We start from the raw sequence: 14088 nt of genomic DNA, 5'->3' as shown, positions 1-14088 counted from the left end.
GCCTTTTTCTTGGCCCGGGGCGGTAGCGGACAGCCCTGAGCATGACGGCCATGGCGACGATCGACTTGTACGCGGGTATTCCGGTTGGCCTTCCGGTGAAGGATTACGCGACAGGGTGGCTGGTACCAGCAGCCGTTCGGCTGTCCGCCGGCCTTCGGCGCGAGCGACACCGAAGCGGTGTGGGGAGCCGGTGAAGTACCGGTCGATGGCTGTGGAGGAGGACCGCCGCACGTGACCATGCCCTGCACACCCGCTTCGACGATGACCTGGACTCGCTCGTCACCGAGACCGCCGCCCCGGGGCTTGGCGTCCTCGGAGCGGGAGACCTTAAGGGCTGTCCCGTAATCCCTGGCGGGCGCACGACGACAGCTACGGCACCTCGCTGCGTTGTCGGAACGCCCGAATACATCCAGTATGCTGACGCCCCTCCGCCTTGCGATGCACCGCATCTGACGCCGTGCGCTGATCCACCAGGGATTACGGGACAGCCCTTAGGCGAACGGCGTGCGCAAGGCGTCCAACAGGATCCGGACGGCAACCGGCTCGCGTGCGGCGGCCCCCGCTCTGATCCCACCCTCCGCTCCGCTCGGTCTCCCCCGCGTGCGACCGCAGCCGTCGTCACGCGCCGGCGAAGGCGTCTACAGCCGCCCTGCGGCCTTCAGGGCGAGGTAGGCGTCAGCCAGTGCCGGCGCGAGGGCATCGGGCGGGGCATCCACGACCGTGGCGCCGTGACGCCGGATCCGGTCCGCGACGCGGCGGCGTCGGGCGTGCGCCTGCGCGCCGGCTGCGGCCTCGTACACCGCGTCCACTGTGCCCCTGGCGCCCGCCATCGCCTCGACGTGAGGATCCGCGACAGCTGCGACCAGCACGGTGTGGCGCCGGGTCAGCTGAGGGAGGACCGGCAGAAGGCCTTCTTCGACGGGCGTGGTGTCCAGACCGGTGAGGAGGACGATCAGGGAGCGACGGGGAGCGTTCGCCAGTGCCGCCGTGGCAAGGCCGCGCGCATCGGTCTCCACGAGTTCAGGCTCCAGCGTGGCCAGCGCACTGATGAGCGATGACAGGACGTCGCCGCCCGCTGCCTTGCCTCGCACCTGGGCTCTGACGCGCCTGTCGTAAGCGATCATGTTCACGCGGTCCCCTGCCCGGGTGGCCAGGGCGGTGAGGAGCAGGGTCGCGTCCAACGCGGCGTCGAGGCGCGGCACGTCGCCCACCCGGCCCGCCGACGTCCGGCCGGTATCGAGCACGACGAGGATGTGGCGGTCACGCTCCGGGCGCCAGGTACGGACAGCGACGGCTGACTGCCGCGCGGTGGCCCGCCAGTCGATGGAACGGGTGTCGTCCCCCGGTACGTAGGCGCGCAGGCTGTCGAACTCCGTGCCCTCCCCGCGCGTGAGCGCACTGGTCCGGCCGTCGAGTTCACGCAGCCGCGCGAGCCGTGAGGGCAGATGCTTGCGGCTCGTGAAGGGCGGCAGCACCCTGACGGTCCAGGGCACGCGGTGGTACCCCTGGCGGGCCGCGAGACCGAGAGGACCGAACGACCGGACCGTGACGCGGTCCGCCTGGCGATCTCCACGCCGCGACGGTCGCAGAAGCGTGGTGAGACGACGGCGTTCCCCGCCGGACAGCGCGAACTGGTGCCGGGCCGAGGTCTGTTCACTCTCCGAGGTCCAGCTGCTGGGGGGCCAGGCGTCACGGAGGTGGGCACGGAGCCGACGCGAAGAAGGGTTGGTGACGGTGAGTTGAACGGTCACCGAGTCGCCGAGTCGAACGGATGTATCACCGGATCGGGTGAACTGAAGGCTTCGCACTGGCGCGGCCAGGGCGTAGTCGCACAGAATCGCCAGTGAGAGCGGGACGTTGACCGCGAGCAAGCCCGTCCAGCTCGGGGCCAATATGCCTACGGGGAGTGACCCCAGTGCCGCCACCAGGGCGGCCCGTCCAGTGAGGGCCATGGTCACCGCCTCACCGGGGGACGGGGACGTGGGCGAGGACAGCGGTGATGACGGAGTCGGCGGTGACTCCTTCCATCTCGGCTTCCGGCCGCAGCTGTATGCGATGACGGAGCGTGGGCAGGGCCAGGGCTTTCACATCGTCAGGGATGACGTAGTCCCGGCCGGTGAGCCAGGCCCATGCCCGTGCGGTGGAGAGCAGTGCGGTGGCTCCTCGGGGGGAGGCGCCGAGAGTGAGTGAGGGGGAATCACGCGTGGCACGACAGATATCCACGACATAGGCGGCGATCTCGGGGGAGACCGAGGTCTTGGCAACGGCGTCGCGTGCCGCTTCGAGGTCGGCAGGTCCTGCCACGGGCTGGATTCCTGCTGCCTTGAGGTCGCGGGGGTCGAACCCCTCCGCGTGGCGCGTGAGCACGTCGATCTCGTCCGCGCGTGAGGGCAGGGGGACTGTCAGCTTGAGGAGGAAGCGGTCGAGCTGGGCCTCGGGCAGCGGATAGGTGCCTTCGTATTCGACGGGGTTCTGGGTGGCGGCGACCAGGAAGGGATCGGGCAGCGGGCGGGGGGACCCGTCGATGGTGACCTGGCGTTCCTCCATGGCTTCCAGCAGGGAGGACTGTGTCTTGGGAGGGGTTCGGTTGATCTCGTCCGCAAGCAGCAGGTTGGTGAACACCGGCCCGGGCTGGAAGGAGAACTCGGAGGTGCGGGCGTCGTAGACGAGTGAGCCCGTGACATCGCTCGGCATCAGGTCCGGGGTGAACTGGACTCGCTTGGTGTCCAGTTCGAGGGAGGCGGCAAGTGCGCGGACCAGGAGTGTCTTCGCGACCCCGGGTACGCCTTCCAGAAGTACATGGCCCCGGCAGAGGAGAGCGACGACCAGTCCGGTGACGGCCGGGTCCTGGCCGACCACGGCCTTGGCGATCTCGGCACGCAGAGCTTCCAGGGATGCGCGGGCGCTGTCGGAAGGTGCGGGGCCCGCAGGGGTGGTCGCGGCTGCCGCAAGCTCGGCGGTCTCCGGGGTCGGGGCGCTCATGAAGTGCGTACCTCTCTTTCGAGGGCGTCGAGTTGATCGGTCAGGAGGGCAAGCGCGGCGTCGTCGGCCGGAGCCGGGCCGAAGAGGAGGGTGCCGAGGTCGCGGTCGGGCGTGCTGAGGCGTGCGGTGACGGCGGGCAGGAGCACGGCGGGGGAATCGACGTCGCGGGGCGAGACTCCCAGAATGGGGGAGATGCGTGTCCGCGCGGCGGAGCGCAATGCGTCTGCGGCGCGGTCGCGTGCGTCGGCCTTGCGGTAGAGACGGGCCCGGCCTTCGGTGGCTTCGGAGGCACGGATGGCCACAGGCAGCGGCTCGGTGACCAGGGGGCCGAAGCGGCGGCCACGCCAGAGTGCGGCGAGGACGGCGGCAAGGGTCAGTTGCAGGGTGCCCCAGAGCCAGCCCGAGGGGATGAGACCGATGAAGCCGCTCTCTCCTTCGGATCCGTCGTCACTGCGGTCACCCTGTCCTCCGCTGCCGCCCACGGCCGCGGAGGGATCGTCGAGCGAGGGGAGGTACCAGACGAGATGGGGCCGGGAACCGAGGAGTTGCAGGCCGAGCGAGGCGTTGCCCTGCTGGTCGAGGCGGTCGTTGTAGAGGATGTCGGGAGAGCCGAGCAGCACGGTGTCGCCGGCTCCCTGGCCCGGCAGGACGAGGAGGGACGCCGGCCCGTCGCCGTCCGGATAACAGGGGGTGGCCCCGGGTGCGGCCGTCGCGTAGTGGATGCCGCCCGTGTCGGCGGTTCCCGCGGTGCGTGCTGCGGGGAGGTCGCAGCGTGGTGGGCGCGCGGTCACCGGGGCGTGGGACGCGTGGCGTACGCCCGGGGCGAGCCGGGTCAGGGAGGGGTCGCCGGGGGCGATGAGCACGGTGCGGCCGGCGGAGTCGGCGGTCGCCGCGTGGAGGCGCCGTTGCTGGTGAGGCGTGAGCATGTTGGGACCCGCGACGAGCAGGGTGGTGTCGGGTCCGGCCGCACCGGCCGCCTCGTCGAGAGTGGTGGCCACATCGACGGACACGCCGCGGTGGCCGAGGAGTTCGGCGACCGCCCGGCTGCCGTACGGGTCCGCGGAGCGTGGATCGAGCCGGCCGTGCTGGCCGCCGGAGCGGACGGCCGCGAGAGCGATCCCCGCGACGACGAGGATGAGGACGGCCAGCAGCAGCCCTCGGACGCGTTGCCAGACCTGTCGGGGCGTGCGGGATTCCGAGGTGGTGGGAACGGCCGCGGTCGCGGTCATCCGGCGGCTCCTGTGGCTGTGCCGGTGGTCAGCAGGGGCTTGGCGGCCTCGATGTCCTGGTCGAGCGTGCACAGGGTCCGGTACGCGGCCTCGTCGGCGGTGCGGCCCCCGTATGTCACGTCGTCGAAGAGACGCGCGGCGGCGCCCAGACGCTCGGCGTGCGGGGGCAGCAGCCGGCCTGCCTCGGCGGCCGCCTCGTCGGCGGTGCGGCCGGGGCGTGGGTCCAGGACGGCCCGGTCCTCCAGGGAGCGCACGAGTGCGCGCATCCGTTCCTGGGCGGCCTCGGTCCAGCGCCGGGCTTCGGCGTGTGCGGCAGCCGCAGCGCGGTGGTCGGCAGCGCTGCGGACGGTGCTGCCGAAGAGCGTCGCGGGAGAGCGGACGGGGCGTCGTGGCGTGCCCAGCCTCCACCACAGGGCGGAGCCCAGGCCGACGACGGCCAGGACGACCACGACGAGTCCGAGCGGGCCGCCGGGGGCTGCTCCGGCGGCGCCGGCGAACAGGTCACCGATCCAGTCCCAGAAGCGGTCGAGTCCGCGTTCGAGGAGGTTCGGATCGTGCTCGTGGTACATCGGGTCGGACAGTTCGTCCCGGGCCGCTTCACGGGCGGGGACGCGTGGAGTGTCCACGGGTGTGTCCCCGTCCGCCCGGATGTGTCGTTCCGCTGTGCTGGTGCCCCCCGCCCCCGTCACCGCATCAGCTCCTGGGGTTCTCGTAGCCGGGCACGCCCGCGGCCCGGGCGAGGTCCAGGTCGAGGGCCTCGCGGCGGATGCGCTGGTCGACGTAGAGCAGGGCCATCACTCCGGCGGTGAAGGGGTAGGCGAGCGTCGAGATGATCACGTCGCCGATCCCCGTGACGATGAGGAAGGGCCAGCCGAAGTCCGCCGAGTTGCTGTTGAGGAACTCGCTCAGGCCGTCGCTGTCCACGGTCACGGCGATGATGCCGAACGGGATCGTGATGATCAGGGCCAGGACGATGACCAGCAGGTAGGTGAGGGCCAGAATGCCGAAGGTCCGCCACCAGCTGCCCTTCACCAGCTTCGCGGACCGGCGCAGCGCGGTGAGTACGGGCTGCCGTTCCAGCATCAGGGCGGGAGCCGCGAGCGTGAAGCGGATCATCAGCCAGAGGACGACGGCACACGCTGCGAGGAAGCCGAGGAAGGTGAGGGCGAGCCCTCCGGCCCCGTTGCCCAGGGCCAGGCCCGGAAGGAGGCCCGCCCCCATGACGGCGGCGCTCATCAGGCTCAGCAGAAGGGTCAGCCCGAGCAGTGGAAGGAGCCGCGGTCGGGCCTCGGACCAGGCTTCCGAGAGGGTCACGCCGCGGCCCAGCACGGAGCGGCTGATCACCACGGTGAGGACCGAGGTGGTGACGAGTGTGGCGATCATCGCGATGAGCGTGCTCGGGGCGCTGGTGATCAGTTGCGACTGAGCCGAGTCGGTGGCCTGGCGGATGGCTTCCGCGCCGGTCGCGTTCGGGTCGACCGACTTCTGCTCGGGCAGGAGGTAGCGCTGCACGAGGATGATCACGATCTCGGCGATCACGGACACGGTGAGGCTGATTCCCAGCACCGTGCGCCAGTGGGTGCGCATGGTGGACACCGCGCCGTCGAGGATCTCACCGACTCCGAGAGGGCGGAGCGGGATCACACCGGGTTTCGCAGCCATGGGGGCGCCGCCCCACCCGGGTCCCTGTGGTGCGCCGCCCCAGCCAGGTGCGGGCGGTGGCGCGCCCGGGCCGTTGCCGGGAGCGCTCGGCGGGGACCACTGCCCTGGGGGTGGCTGTGCGGGAGACCACTGTCCGGCGGGTCCGTCTCCGTCCACGGGCGAGGAGGGTTTGGGGATGCCCGTCTCCTGGCCGTCGGAGGGGGCGGATCCGGGCGAAGCCCAGCCCGGAGAGTCGTTCATCGTCGCTCCTTCACAGTCCTGCCCGCTCATCGGGGCGGCAGGTTGCCAGCCATCGTGCCACGCGCCGGTCCGGTGCGGGCGTGGCCCTGTATCTCCTTCTTGCCTTCGTGTGCGGCCGGTTCAGCGGGCAGACTGGGCAGATGGCTGATCAGGACGCGCAATCGCCGGTGGGCATCGAGCCCCCGGCTCTCTCCGTACTCCGTTGGGAGGAGCCTCCGGAAGGTCCCGCGGTGGTGCTCCTCGACCAGACGCGGCTGCCCGCGGAGGAGGCCGAGCTGGTGTGTACGGACGTGCCCGCGCTGGTGCGGGCGATCCGGACGCTGGCGGTGCGGGGGGCGCCCCTGCTGGGAATCGCCGGGGGTTACGGGGTGGCGCTGGCCGCAGCGCGCGGTGAGGACGTGGCGCTGGCCGCGGAGCGGCTGGAGCAGGCGCGGCCCACCGCGGTGAATCTCGGGTACGGGGCGCGGAGGGTGGCGCGGGAGTACCGTGCGGCTGTCGAGAGCGGGTCGGGCCCCGGGGCGGCCGCGGCGGCGGCCTTGGCCGAGGCGCGCGCTCTGCACCGGCAGGACGCGGCGGCCAGTGGGCGCATGGCGCGGTACGGGCTGGAACTGCTGGCGGAGCTGCTGCCGGAAGGGGGCGGGCACCGGCTGCTGACCCACTGCAACACGGGGGCGCTCGTGTCCGGTGGTGAGGGGACGGCCTTCGCGGTCGCCCTGAGGGCGCACCGGGCTGGCAGCCTGCGGCAGCTGTGGGTGGACGAGACCCGGCCCCTGCTCCAGGGGGCCCGGCTGACGGCGTACGAGGCGGGCCGGAACGGGATGCCGTACAGCGTGCTCACGGACAGCGCGGCGGGTTCGCTGTTTGCGGCGGGGGAGGTGGATGCCGTACTCATCGGGGCGGACCGGATCGCCGCGGACGGCTCGGTGGCCAACAAGGTGGGGAGTTATCCGTTGGCGGTGCTGGCGAAGTACCACCATGTGCCGTTCATCGTGGTGGCGCCGACGACCACCGTCGATCTGGAGTCGGTGGACGGTACATCGATCGTCGTGGAGCAGCGCTCCGCGACGGAGGTGACGGAGATCACATCGTCGCCAGGTGTTTCGGTCGGGAACGAGGGGGGCCGGACTGCCGTCGCACCCCCGGGAGCCCAGGCGTACAACCCCGCGTTCGACATAACGCCGCCCGAACTGGTCACGGCGATCGTCACGGAGGAGGGTGTCATTTCCCCGGTCACGGGGGTCGGACTGGCAGAGCTGTGTGCCAGGTCATCGCAGGTAACGATTAGCTAATGGGATGATGTCGTTTATGAAGGGACGCGTCCTTGTCGTCGACGACGACACCGCACTGGCCGAGATGCTCGGCATCGTGCTGCGGGGAGAAGGTTTCGAGCCGTCGTTCGTAGCGGACGGCGACAAGGCACTGGCCGCATTTCGTGAGGCCAAGCCGGACCTGGTGCTGCTGGACCTCATGCTGCCCGGACGGGACGGCATCGAGGTCTGCCGGCTGATCAGGGCCGAGTCGGGTGTGCCGATCGTCATGCTCACTGCCAAGAGCGACACGGTGGATGTGGTGGTGGGCCTGGAATCCGGGGCCGACGACTACATCGTCAAGCCGTTCAAACCGAAGGAGTTGGTCGCCCGGATCAGGGCACGTCTGCGGAGGTCCGAAGAGCCCGCGCCGGAACAGCTGGCGATCGGGGACCTGGTCATCGATGTGGCGGGCCACTCGGTGAAGCGGGAGGGCCAGTCCATCGCCCTCACCCCGCTGGAGTTCGACCTGCTGGTCGCGCTCGCCCGCAAGCCGTGGCAGGTCTTCACCCGCGAGGTGCTGCTCGAGCAGGTGTGGGGATATCGCCACGCCGCCGACACCCGTCTGGTGAACGTGCACGTCCAGCGGCTCCGCTCGAAGGTGGAGAAGGACCCGGAGCGGCCGGAGATCGTCGTGACCGTACGGGGTGTCGGTTACAAGGCCGGACCGAGCTGATATGACCCTGGGCAGCGCTGCTCCGCCACCCGGGGTGCCCGGGGCCCGTACGGAGCGGGCTGCCGGTCGGACCCGGAGCGATTCCCGTTTCGGCAGGGTCCTGCTGGGCGGCCGGTTGTTCCGCAACCGGACGCCCGGCGGCCCCGTGCCGCGCCTGCTGATGCGGTGGTTCCGCGGCCCGCTGCTGCCCGCTGTCCGCCTGTGGCGGCGCAATCTGCAGCTGCGTGTCGTGGCGGGAACACTGCTGATGTCGATCGCCGTGGTGCTGCTCCTCGGCTTCGTCGTGATCGGGCAGGTCCGCAACGGTCTGCTCGAGGCGAAGGGCAAGGCCGCGCAGACCCAGGCGGCCGGCGGCTTCGCTGCCGCCCAGGCGAACGCGAACGCGCCCCTCGTCCCGGGGGACCAGGGCGAGGAGGGTGACGCCGACGGCGTGACGGCCAACACCTCCTGGCGTACCGAGCTCGTCGACCAGCTCGCCAGTGGTGGTGCGAACGCCTTCAACGTGGTGGCGCTCAGCGCCGACTCCGCGGGGCAGGGCACAAGCCGTGCCCCGCGCGGCTCGGGCCGCGTGGAGGCGTCGAGCATCCCGCAGAAGCTGCGGGACGACGTGGGCAAGGGCACGGGTGCCTTCCAGACGTACTCGCTGATCCGGTATTCGTACGGCAAGGATCCGGAACCCGGGCTCGTCGTGGGCAAGCGGCTCTACGACATCGACCACAACCCGTACGAGCTCTACTACCTCTTCCCGCTCACACAGGAGGAGAAGTCGCTGACCCTGGTCACGACGACGCTGGCCACGGCCGGTCTGTTCGTGGTCGTGCTGCTGGGTGCCATCGCCTGGTTCGTGGTGCGCCAGGTCGTCACACCCGTCCGGATGGCGGCCGGGATCGCCGAGAGGCTTTCCGCGGGCCGGCTCCAGGAGCGGATGAAGGTCACCGGGGAGGACGACATCGCCCGCCTCGGGGAGGCCTTCAACAAGATGGCGCAGAACCTGCAGCTGAAGATCCAGCAGCTGGAGGAGCTCTCCCGCATGCAGCGGCGTTTCGTCTCGGACGTCAGCCACGAGTTGCGCACCCCCCTGACCACGGTGCGGATGGCCGCCGACGTCATCCATGAGGCCCGCGTCGACTTCGACCCGGTCACAGCCCGGTCGGCGGAGTTGCTGGGCGACCAGCTCGACCGCTTCGAGTCGCTCCTGTCCGACCTGCTGGAGATCAGCAGGTTCGACGCGGGGGCGGCGGCGCTGGAGGCGGAGCCGATAGACCTGCGCACGGTCGTCCGGAGGGTGATCGGCGGTGCCGAGCCACTGGCGGAGCGTAAGGGCAGCCGGATCCTGGTGCTGGGCGACGAGCAGCCCGTGGTCGCGGAAGCCGACGCGCGACGTGTCGAGCGGGTCCTGCGCAATCTCGTCGTCAACGCCGTCGAGCACGGTGAGGGCCGTGACGTCGTCGTGCGGATGGGTGTCGCTCAGGGTGCTGTGGCCGTGGCGGTGAGGGACTACGGCGTCGGGCTCAAGCCCGGCGAGGCGACGCGGGTGTTCAACCGTTTCTGGCGGGCGGACCCGGCGCGTGCCCGCACCACCGGTGGTACCGGCCTCGGCCTGTCGATCGCGGTCGAGGACGCCCGTCTGCACGGAGGATGGCTCCAGGCGTGGGGCGAGCCCGGCGGTGGGTCGCAGTTCCGGCTGACCCTGCCGCGTACGGCGGACGAGCCGCTGCGCGGGTCTCCGATACCGCTGGAGCCGGAGGACTCCCGGCGCAACCGGGAGGACCGTGAGCGTGCGGAGGCCGCGCCGGCGCCCCAGGACCACCGGCTGATGTCCGTACCGACGCAGACGGGTTCCACGGCGCGTCCGCACATGGCCGCGCAGGCCCACGGCCAGGGGGCGCGGCGTACGCCGTCGTCGGTGCACCCGGCGGCACTGCCGGGCAGCGGGGCACGCGTGGTGTCGCGTCCGGCGGGGGACCGGCCGGGCGGGGGCACCGACCCACAGACGCAGGATCCGGAGCAGGAGGACACGACTCGTGGACACTGACCGCCGTCGGGGCGGCCACGGGCGGACGGTGCGGGTGTCCGTGCTGCTCGGTTGCGGCGTCCTCGTGCTCGCCGGATGCGGAGCGATGCCGGTCACCGGTGACGTGAAGGCGGTCGACGCCTCGCAGCCGGGCGATTCCCAGGTCCAGGTGTACGCCGTGCCGCCGAGGGAGGGCGCTTCGCCCATCGAGGTCGTCGACGGCTTCCTGGAGTCGATGACCAGCGACGACCCAGATTTCCGGACGACCCGCACCTATCTGACCGCGGAAGCCGCCCGGGCCTGGCAGCCCGGTGAGGGCACCACGGTGCTCGCGAAGGCGCCCAACCGCAACGGGCCGACGATCCGGGACAAGGAGCAGAAGGCCGACGAGACGACCTACACGCTGACCGGCGAACAGGTCGCGGCGGTCGACGCCCAGAGTTCCTACCGGCCGCTGGCCCCCTCGGAGTACTCCCAGACGCTTCATCTGGTCCGGAAGAAGGCGGCGGACGGCAAGCAGGAATGGCGCATCGACGTCGTACCGGACGGCCTCGTGCTCGGGCAGTCCGACTTCAAGCGCCTGTACCGGTCCGTGAACAAGTACTACTTCGCCGCCGGTCGGGAGGACGACGAGTCGGCACTGGTGGCCGACCCCGTCTACGTGAGGAACCGCACCGACCCCGTCACACGGATGGACACGGCCACGCAGACGGTGCGGACGCTGCTCGAAGGTCCGTCCGACTGGCTGCGGCCGGTGGTCGATTCCCGCTTCCCCGCCGGCACGGCGCTGAAGAGGGGGGTCACCTCCCTGGCCCCGGACGACCAGAACGTCCTCAAGGTGCCGCTCAACGGGAAGGCCGGCAAGGCCGGGCAGGACGCCTGCCGGATGATGGCGGCCCAGGTCCTCTTCACCCTCCGGGATCTGACGTCCGCCCGTGTGGGGCAGGTGGAGCTGCAGGGTGAGCGGGGTCCGCTGTGCTCCCTCGGGGCCGACGAGGCGGAGGACTTCGCCTCGGACAACGGTTCCGAAGGTTCCGACAGCCAGTACTTCGTCGACGGCGAGGGGCGTGTGCAGCGCATCCCCGGGAGCACCAGGGGCAGCGGTGACCCGGAGCCGGTCACCGGACCGCTGGGCAGCGGGGCGGTGGCGATGAGCTCCGTGGGCGTGGCCCGTGACGAACAGCAGGCTGCCGCGGTCTCCGCGAACCAGCAGCACCTCTACGTGTCCTCCCTCGTCGAGGAGAGCGAGGCGGGGGCCCCTGTGGTGACCAGTCGCGCGAAGAGGGCCGCGGACCGGCTGTCGGCTCCGAGCTGGGACGGCCGGGGTGACCTGTGGGTCGCCGACCGTGACCCGTCGGACCCGAGACTGCTGCGCCTGGTGGACGGTTCCGGGGAACCGCAGGAGGTCGCGGTGCCCGGTCTGAACGGCGGGCGCATCGAGGCGCTGCGGATGTCGGCGGACGGGGTCAGGATCGCCCTGCGGGTGTCGAGGGACGGGCTCACGACCCTGCACATCGGCCGGGTCGAGCGGCACGGTTCGGGCGAGGCCGAGCAGGTCTCGGTGGAGGACCTGCGCCAGGCCGCGCCCCAGCTGGCCGACGTGACGGCTGTCTCCTGGTCGGGCCGCAGCCGTCTCGTGGTGGTCGGCAAGGAGGAGGGCGGTGTGCAGCAGGTGCGCTACGTGCAGGCCGACGGGTTCGCGTCGTCCTCAGGAGTCCTGCCGGGCGTGAACCTGGTGACGACGGTCGCGGCTGCCGACGACGAGCAGCTGCCGCTGATGGCGGACACCGAGAGCGACGGGATCGTGAAGCTGTCGCCCGGCGACAACTGGCAGACGGTCCTCAAGGAGGGCTCCTCGCTGGTCTACCCGGGCTGAGCGGGGCTGTCCCGGCCGAGCCGGGGGCCGGCCGCGCCGCTGCACGGTCGGGGGTTCCCCGGCCGGGTGGCGCCGAGGGCGTCGGCGGCCTGTCGGCGGGGTGCGCGGGAGCGGCCGGGTGCCTTCGGTCGGCCACCGGGGTTTTCCACAGGCGTGGCGGGGTGCCCGCCGACGGGGCACTGTGGGAGTGTGCGCGGCTGGCGGCGGGAGATCGTGGGGCTGGTGCTGCCCGTGGCCTGCGGTGGCTGCGGCAGGCCACGGACGGAGCTGTGCGAGGTGTGCGCCGTGGCGCTGGCGGCCGGGCCGCGCCGTGTGACGCCGGCACCCGAGCCCGCGGGGCTCCCGGCGGTTCACGCGGCGGCGCCGTACGAGAACGCCGTACGCGCGATGCTGCTGGCCCACAAGGAGCGAGGGGCACTCGGCCTCGCAGGAGTGCTCGGCGGGGCGCTGGCGGCCGCCGTGCGGGCCGGAGCGGGGCATGGGGGAGATGCGAGGGCCGTGCTGCTCGTGCCCGTACCGTCGGCGCGGCGGGCGACGGCGGGACGAGGACATGATCCGGTGCGCAGAATAGCGGCGGCGGCCGCGTCCGGACTGCGTCGCGGCGGCACGCCGGCCCGGGTGGCCGCCGTGCTGCGGCAGCGGCGCGCGGTGGCGGACCAGGCGGGGCTGGGGGCCCGGGCCCGGCAGGCCAACGTCGCCGGCGCGCTCGTCGTCGCGGACGGCGGCGAAAAGCTGCTCGCCGGTGGTCATGTCGTGCTGGTGGACGACGTCCTGACGACGGGGGCGTCGCTGGCGGAAGCGGCACGCGCGGTCCGCGCCACGAGCCGTGCGGGAAGGGGCGGGGCGGGAATGCTCCGGGCCGCGGTGGTCGCAGCCTCTCCGTCTGCTTTCGAAATAAACCGGAACTGACAGATAACTTGCATCGTTGCAGGTAGTGAGTGGGCGAACGGCCCCGATCGGAGGTACGCGTGAGTAGCGGGTGCCGACACGGTGGTGCTCAGGCTATGTTCGGTTGTGAGGGGCGGTGAATTCCGCACCTCGGCGAATGCACCACCAGGTTTCGGGCAGGTAACTCACCGATAGGCCGAAGCACGGAAATCGGTGGGGGTGAAAACCCGCCGGTGGGGGAGGAGGAGGTGACACCACCGAGTCCGCGGCTCCGGTGATCACCGGGGCCTGGTGCAAAAAGGGAGATGCTCCGCCGCCGAAGCGGAGCGATCCGGGAACGGAGTTCTGCGTGGACATCGTCGTCAAGGGCCGCAAGACCGAGGTGCCCGAGCGGTTCCGCAAGCACGTGGCCGAGAAGCTGAAGCTGGACAAGATCCAGAAGTTCGACGGCAAGGTGATCAGCCTCGACGTCGAGGTGTCCAAGGAGCCGAATCCCCGTCAGGCCGACCGTGCTGCAAGGGTGGAGATCACGCTCCGCTCGCGAGGGCCGGTCATCCGGGCGGAAGCGGCGGCAGGCGACCCGTACGCAGCGCTTGACCTGGCCACCGACAAGCTGGACACGCAGCTGCGCAAGGAGCACGACAAGCGCTACAGCAGGCGTGGCAGCGGCCGGCTGTCAGCAGCCGAGGTCGGCGAGGTCGTGCCGGACGCCGCCTCGTTCAACGGGGACGGTGAACTGATCCCCACGGAGCCGGAGCAGTCCGTGCCCACCAAGAAGATCGGCTCGCTCGAGGTGCAGGGCGAAGGGCCGCTCATCGTGCGCGAGAAGACGCACGTCGCAGCGCCGATGACCCTCGACCAGGCGCTCTACGAGATGGAACTGGTCGGGCACGACTTCTACCTGTTCGTCGACTCCGAGACCAAGGAGCCCAGTGTCGTCTACCGGCGGCACGCCTACGACTACGGTGTCATCCACCTGAGGACCGACCCGCTGGCCTCGGACGGGGCAGGCGGCGCGGGCGGTGCGCTCGGAGGCTGACACCCCCCACCCACAGCTGATACGCGGTGCCCCTGGGAGCTTTTTCAGCCCCAGGGGCACCGCGTGCGACCGCGGGAGCACCGCATCAGCGGCCGGGCATGAAAGCATGGCGTCCCAGGCCAATCAGTGCTCTGTGCACTGCCGTTGGCGGGCAGCCTGAGACCTCAGGCAGTGG

At 71.3% G+C, this 14088-nt stretch carries 11 protein-coding genes; 6 read left to right on the top strand and 5 right to left on the bottom strand.

Annotated features, from left to right (window positions below; genetic code table 11):
- Nucleotides 1-638 precede the first annotated feature (638 nt).
- From ACHFIV_RS28340 to ACHFIV_RS28320, 5 genes are read right to left on the bottom strand one after another with little or no spacing between them, the layout of a single operon-like run.
- The gene (locus ACHFIV_RS28340; protein ID WP_398974815.1) at nucleotides 639-1952 is read right to left on the bottom strand and encodes a DUF58 domain-containing protein; all 1314 of its coding nucleotides are present in this window, start codon (nucleotides 1950-1952) and stop codon (nucleotides 639-641) included.
- 10 nt (nucleotides 1953-1962) lie between these two features.
- Entirely contained in the window at nucleotides 1963-2982 is a 1020-nt protein-coding gene (locus ACHFIV_RS28335; RefSeq protein ID WP_398974813.1) for an AAA family ATPase, read from the bottom strand.
- Nucleotides 2979-4211: a DUF4350 domain-containing protein gene (locus ACHFIV_RS28330; RefSeq protein WP_398974811.1), complete on the bottom strand. Its 1233-nt coding sequence runs from the start codon at nucleotides 4209-4211 to the stop codon at nucleotides 2979-2981. The genes ACHFIV_RS28335 and ACHFIV_RS28330 overlap by 4 nt, the downstream gene beginning before the upstream one ends.
- The gene (locus ACHFIV_RS28325; protein WP_398974808.1) at nucleotides 4208-4900 is read right to left on the bottom strand and encodes a DUF4129 domain-containing protein; all 693 of its coding nucleotides are present in this window, start codon (nucleotides 4898-4900) and stop codon (nucleotides 4208-4210) included. The genes ACHFIV_RS28330 and ACHFIV_RS28325 overlap by 4 nt, the downstream gene beginning before the upstream one ends.
- Nucleotides 4901-4904: 4 nt before the next feature.
- Complete coding sequence (locus tag ACHFIV_RS28320) at nucleotides 4905-6113, bottom strand: glycerophosphoryl diester phosphodiesterase membrane domain-containing protein (RefSeq protein ID WP_398974806.1); 1209 nt, start codon at nucleotides 6111-6113, stop codon at nucleotides 4905-4907.
- 140 nt (nucleotides 6114-6253) lie between these two features.
- Here ACHFIV_RS28320 and mtnA point away from each other — a divergent pair, with 140 nt between their 5' ends.
- The 6 genes from mtnA (at nucleotide 6254) to hpf (ending at nucleotide 13913) form a co-directional block, all read left to right on the top strand.
- Nucleotides 6254-7402 carry an S-methyl-5-thioribose-1-phosphate isomerase gene (gene mtnA / locus ACHFIV_RS28315; protein WP_398974804.1) on the top strand — a complete coding sequence of 383 codons (1149 nt, stop codon included), beginning with the start codon at nucleotides 6254-6256 and terminating at the stop codon, nucleotides 7400-7402.
- 4 nt (nucleotides 7403-7406) lie between these two features.
- Nucleotides 7407-8096 carry a two-component system response regulator MtrA gene (gene mtrA, locus ACHFIV_RS28310; RefSeq protein WP_187281934.1) on the top strand — a complete coding sequence of 230 codons (690 nt, stop codon included), beginning with the start codon at nucleotides 7407-7409 and terminating at the stop codon, nucleotides 8094-8096.
- A gap of 1 nt (nucleotide 8097) precedes the next feature.
- The gene (mtrB, locus tag ACHFIV_RS28305) at nucleotides 8098-10131 is read left to right on the top strand and encodes an MtrAB system histidine kinase MtrB (protein WP_398974800.1); all 2034 of its coding nucleotides are present in this window, start codon (nucleotides 8098-8100) and stop codon (nucleotides 10129-10131) included.
- A complete protein-coding gene (locus tag ACHFIV_RS28300) occupies nucleotides 10121-11986 on the top strand; it encodes an LpqB family beta-propeller domain-containing protein (protein WP_398974797.1) in 1866 nt (621 codons plus the stop codon). Before mtrB ends, ACHFIV_RS28300 begins: the two co-directional genes overlap by 11 nt.
- Nucleotides 11987-12175: 189 nt before the next feature.
- Entirely contained in the window at nucleotides 12176-12895 is a 720-nt protein-coding gene (locus ACHFIV_RS28295; protein WP_398974795.1) for a ComF family protein, read from the top strand.
- Nucleotides 12896-13223: 328 nt separating this feature from the next.
- Nucleotides 13224-13913 carry a ribosome hibernation-promoting factor, HPF/YfiA family gene (gene hpf, locus ACHFIV_RS28290; RefSeq protein WP_398974792.1) on the top strand — a complete coding sequence of 230 codons (690 nt, stop codon included), beginning with the start codon at nucleotides 13224-13226 and terminating at the stop codon, nucleotides 13911-13913.
- The last annotated feature ends 175 nt before the right edge of the window (nucleotides 13914-14088 follow it).

It is taken from the genome of Streptomyces sp. ALB3, from assembly GCF_044385685.1.
In the GTDB taxonomy this organism is placed as follows: Bacteria; Actinomycetota; Actinomycetes; order Streptomycetales; family Streptomycetaceae; genus Streptomyces.
The sequence above is the reverse complement of the archived record's forward strand: the minus strand, read 5'-3'. Positions and strand labels throughout refer to the sequence as shown.

Bases quoted from the DNA above. Each gene is read 5' to 3' on its own strand.
- ACHFIV_RS28340 (WP_398974815.1), bottom strand. From the start codon at position 1,952: ATGGCCCTCACTGGACGGGCCGCCCTGGTGGCGGCACTGGGGTCACTC.
- ACHFIV_RS28335 (WP_398974813.1), bottom strand. From the start codon at position 2,982: ATGAGCGCCCCGACCCCGGAGACCGCCGAGCTTGCGGCAGCCGCGACC.
- ACHFIV_RS28330 (WP_398974811.1), bottom strand. From the start codon at position 4,211: ATGACCGCGACCGCGGCCGTTCCCACCACCTCGGAATCCCGCACGCCC.
- ACHFIV_RS28320 (WP_398974806.1), bottom strand. From the start codon at position 6,113: ATGAACGACTCTCCGGGCTGGGCTTCGCCCGGATCCGCCCCCTCCGAC.
- mtnA (WP_398974804.1), top strand. From the start codon at position 6,254: ATGGCTGATCAGGACGCGCAATCGCCGGTGGGCATCGAGCCCCCGGCT.
- mtrA (WP_187281934.1), top strand. From the start codon at position 7,407: ATGATGTCGTTTATGAAGGGACGCGTCCTTGTCGTCGACGACGACACC.
- mtrB (WP_398974800.1), top strand. From the start codon at position 8,098: ATGACCCTGGGCAGCGCTGCTCCGCCACCCGGGGTGCCCGGGGCCCGT.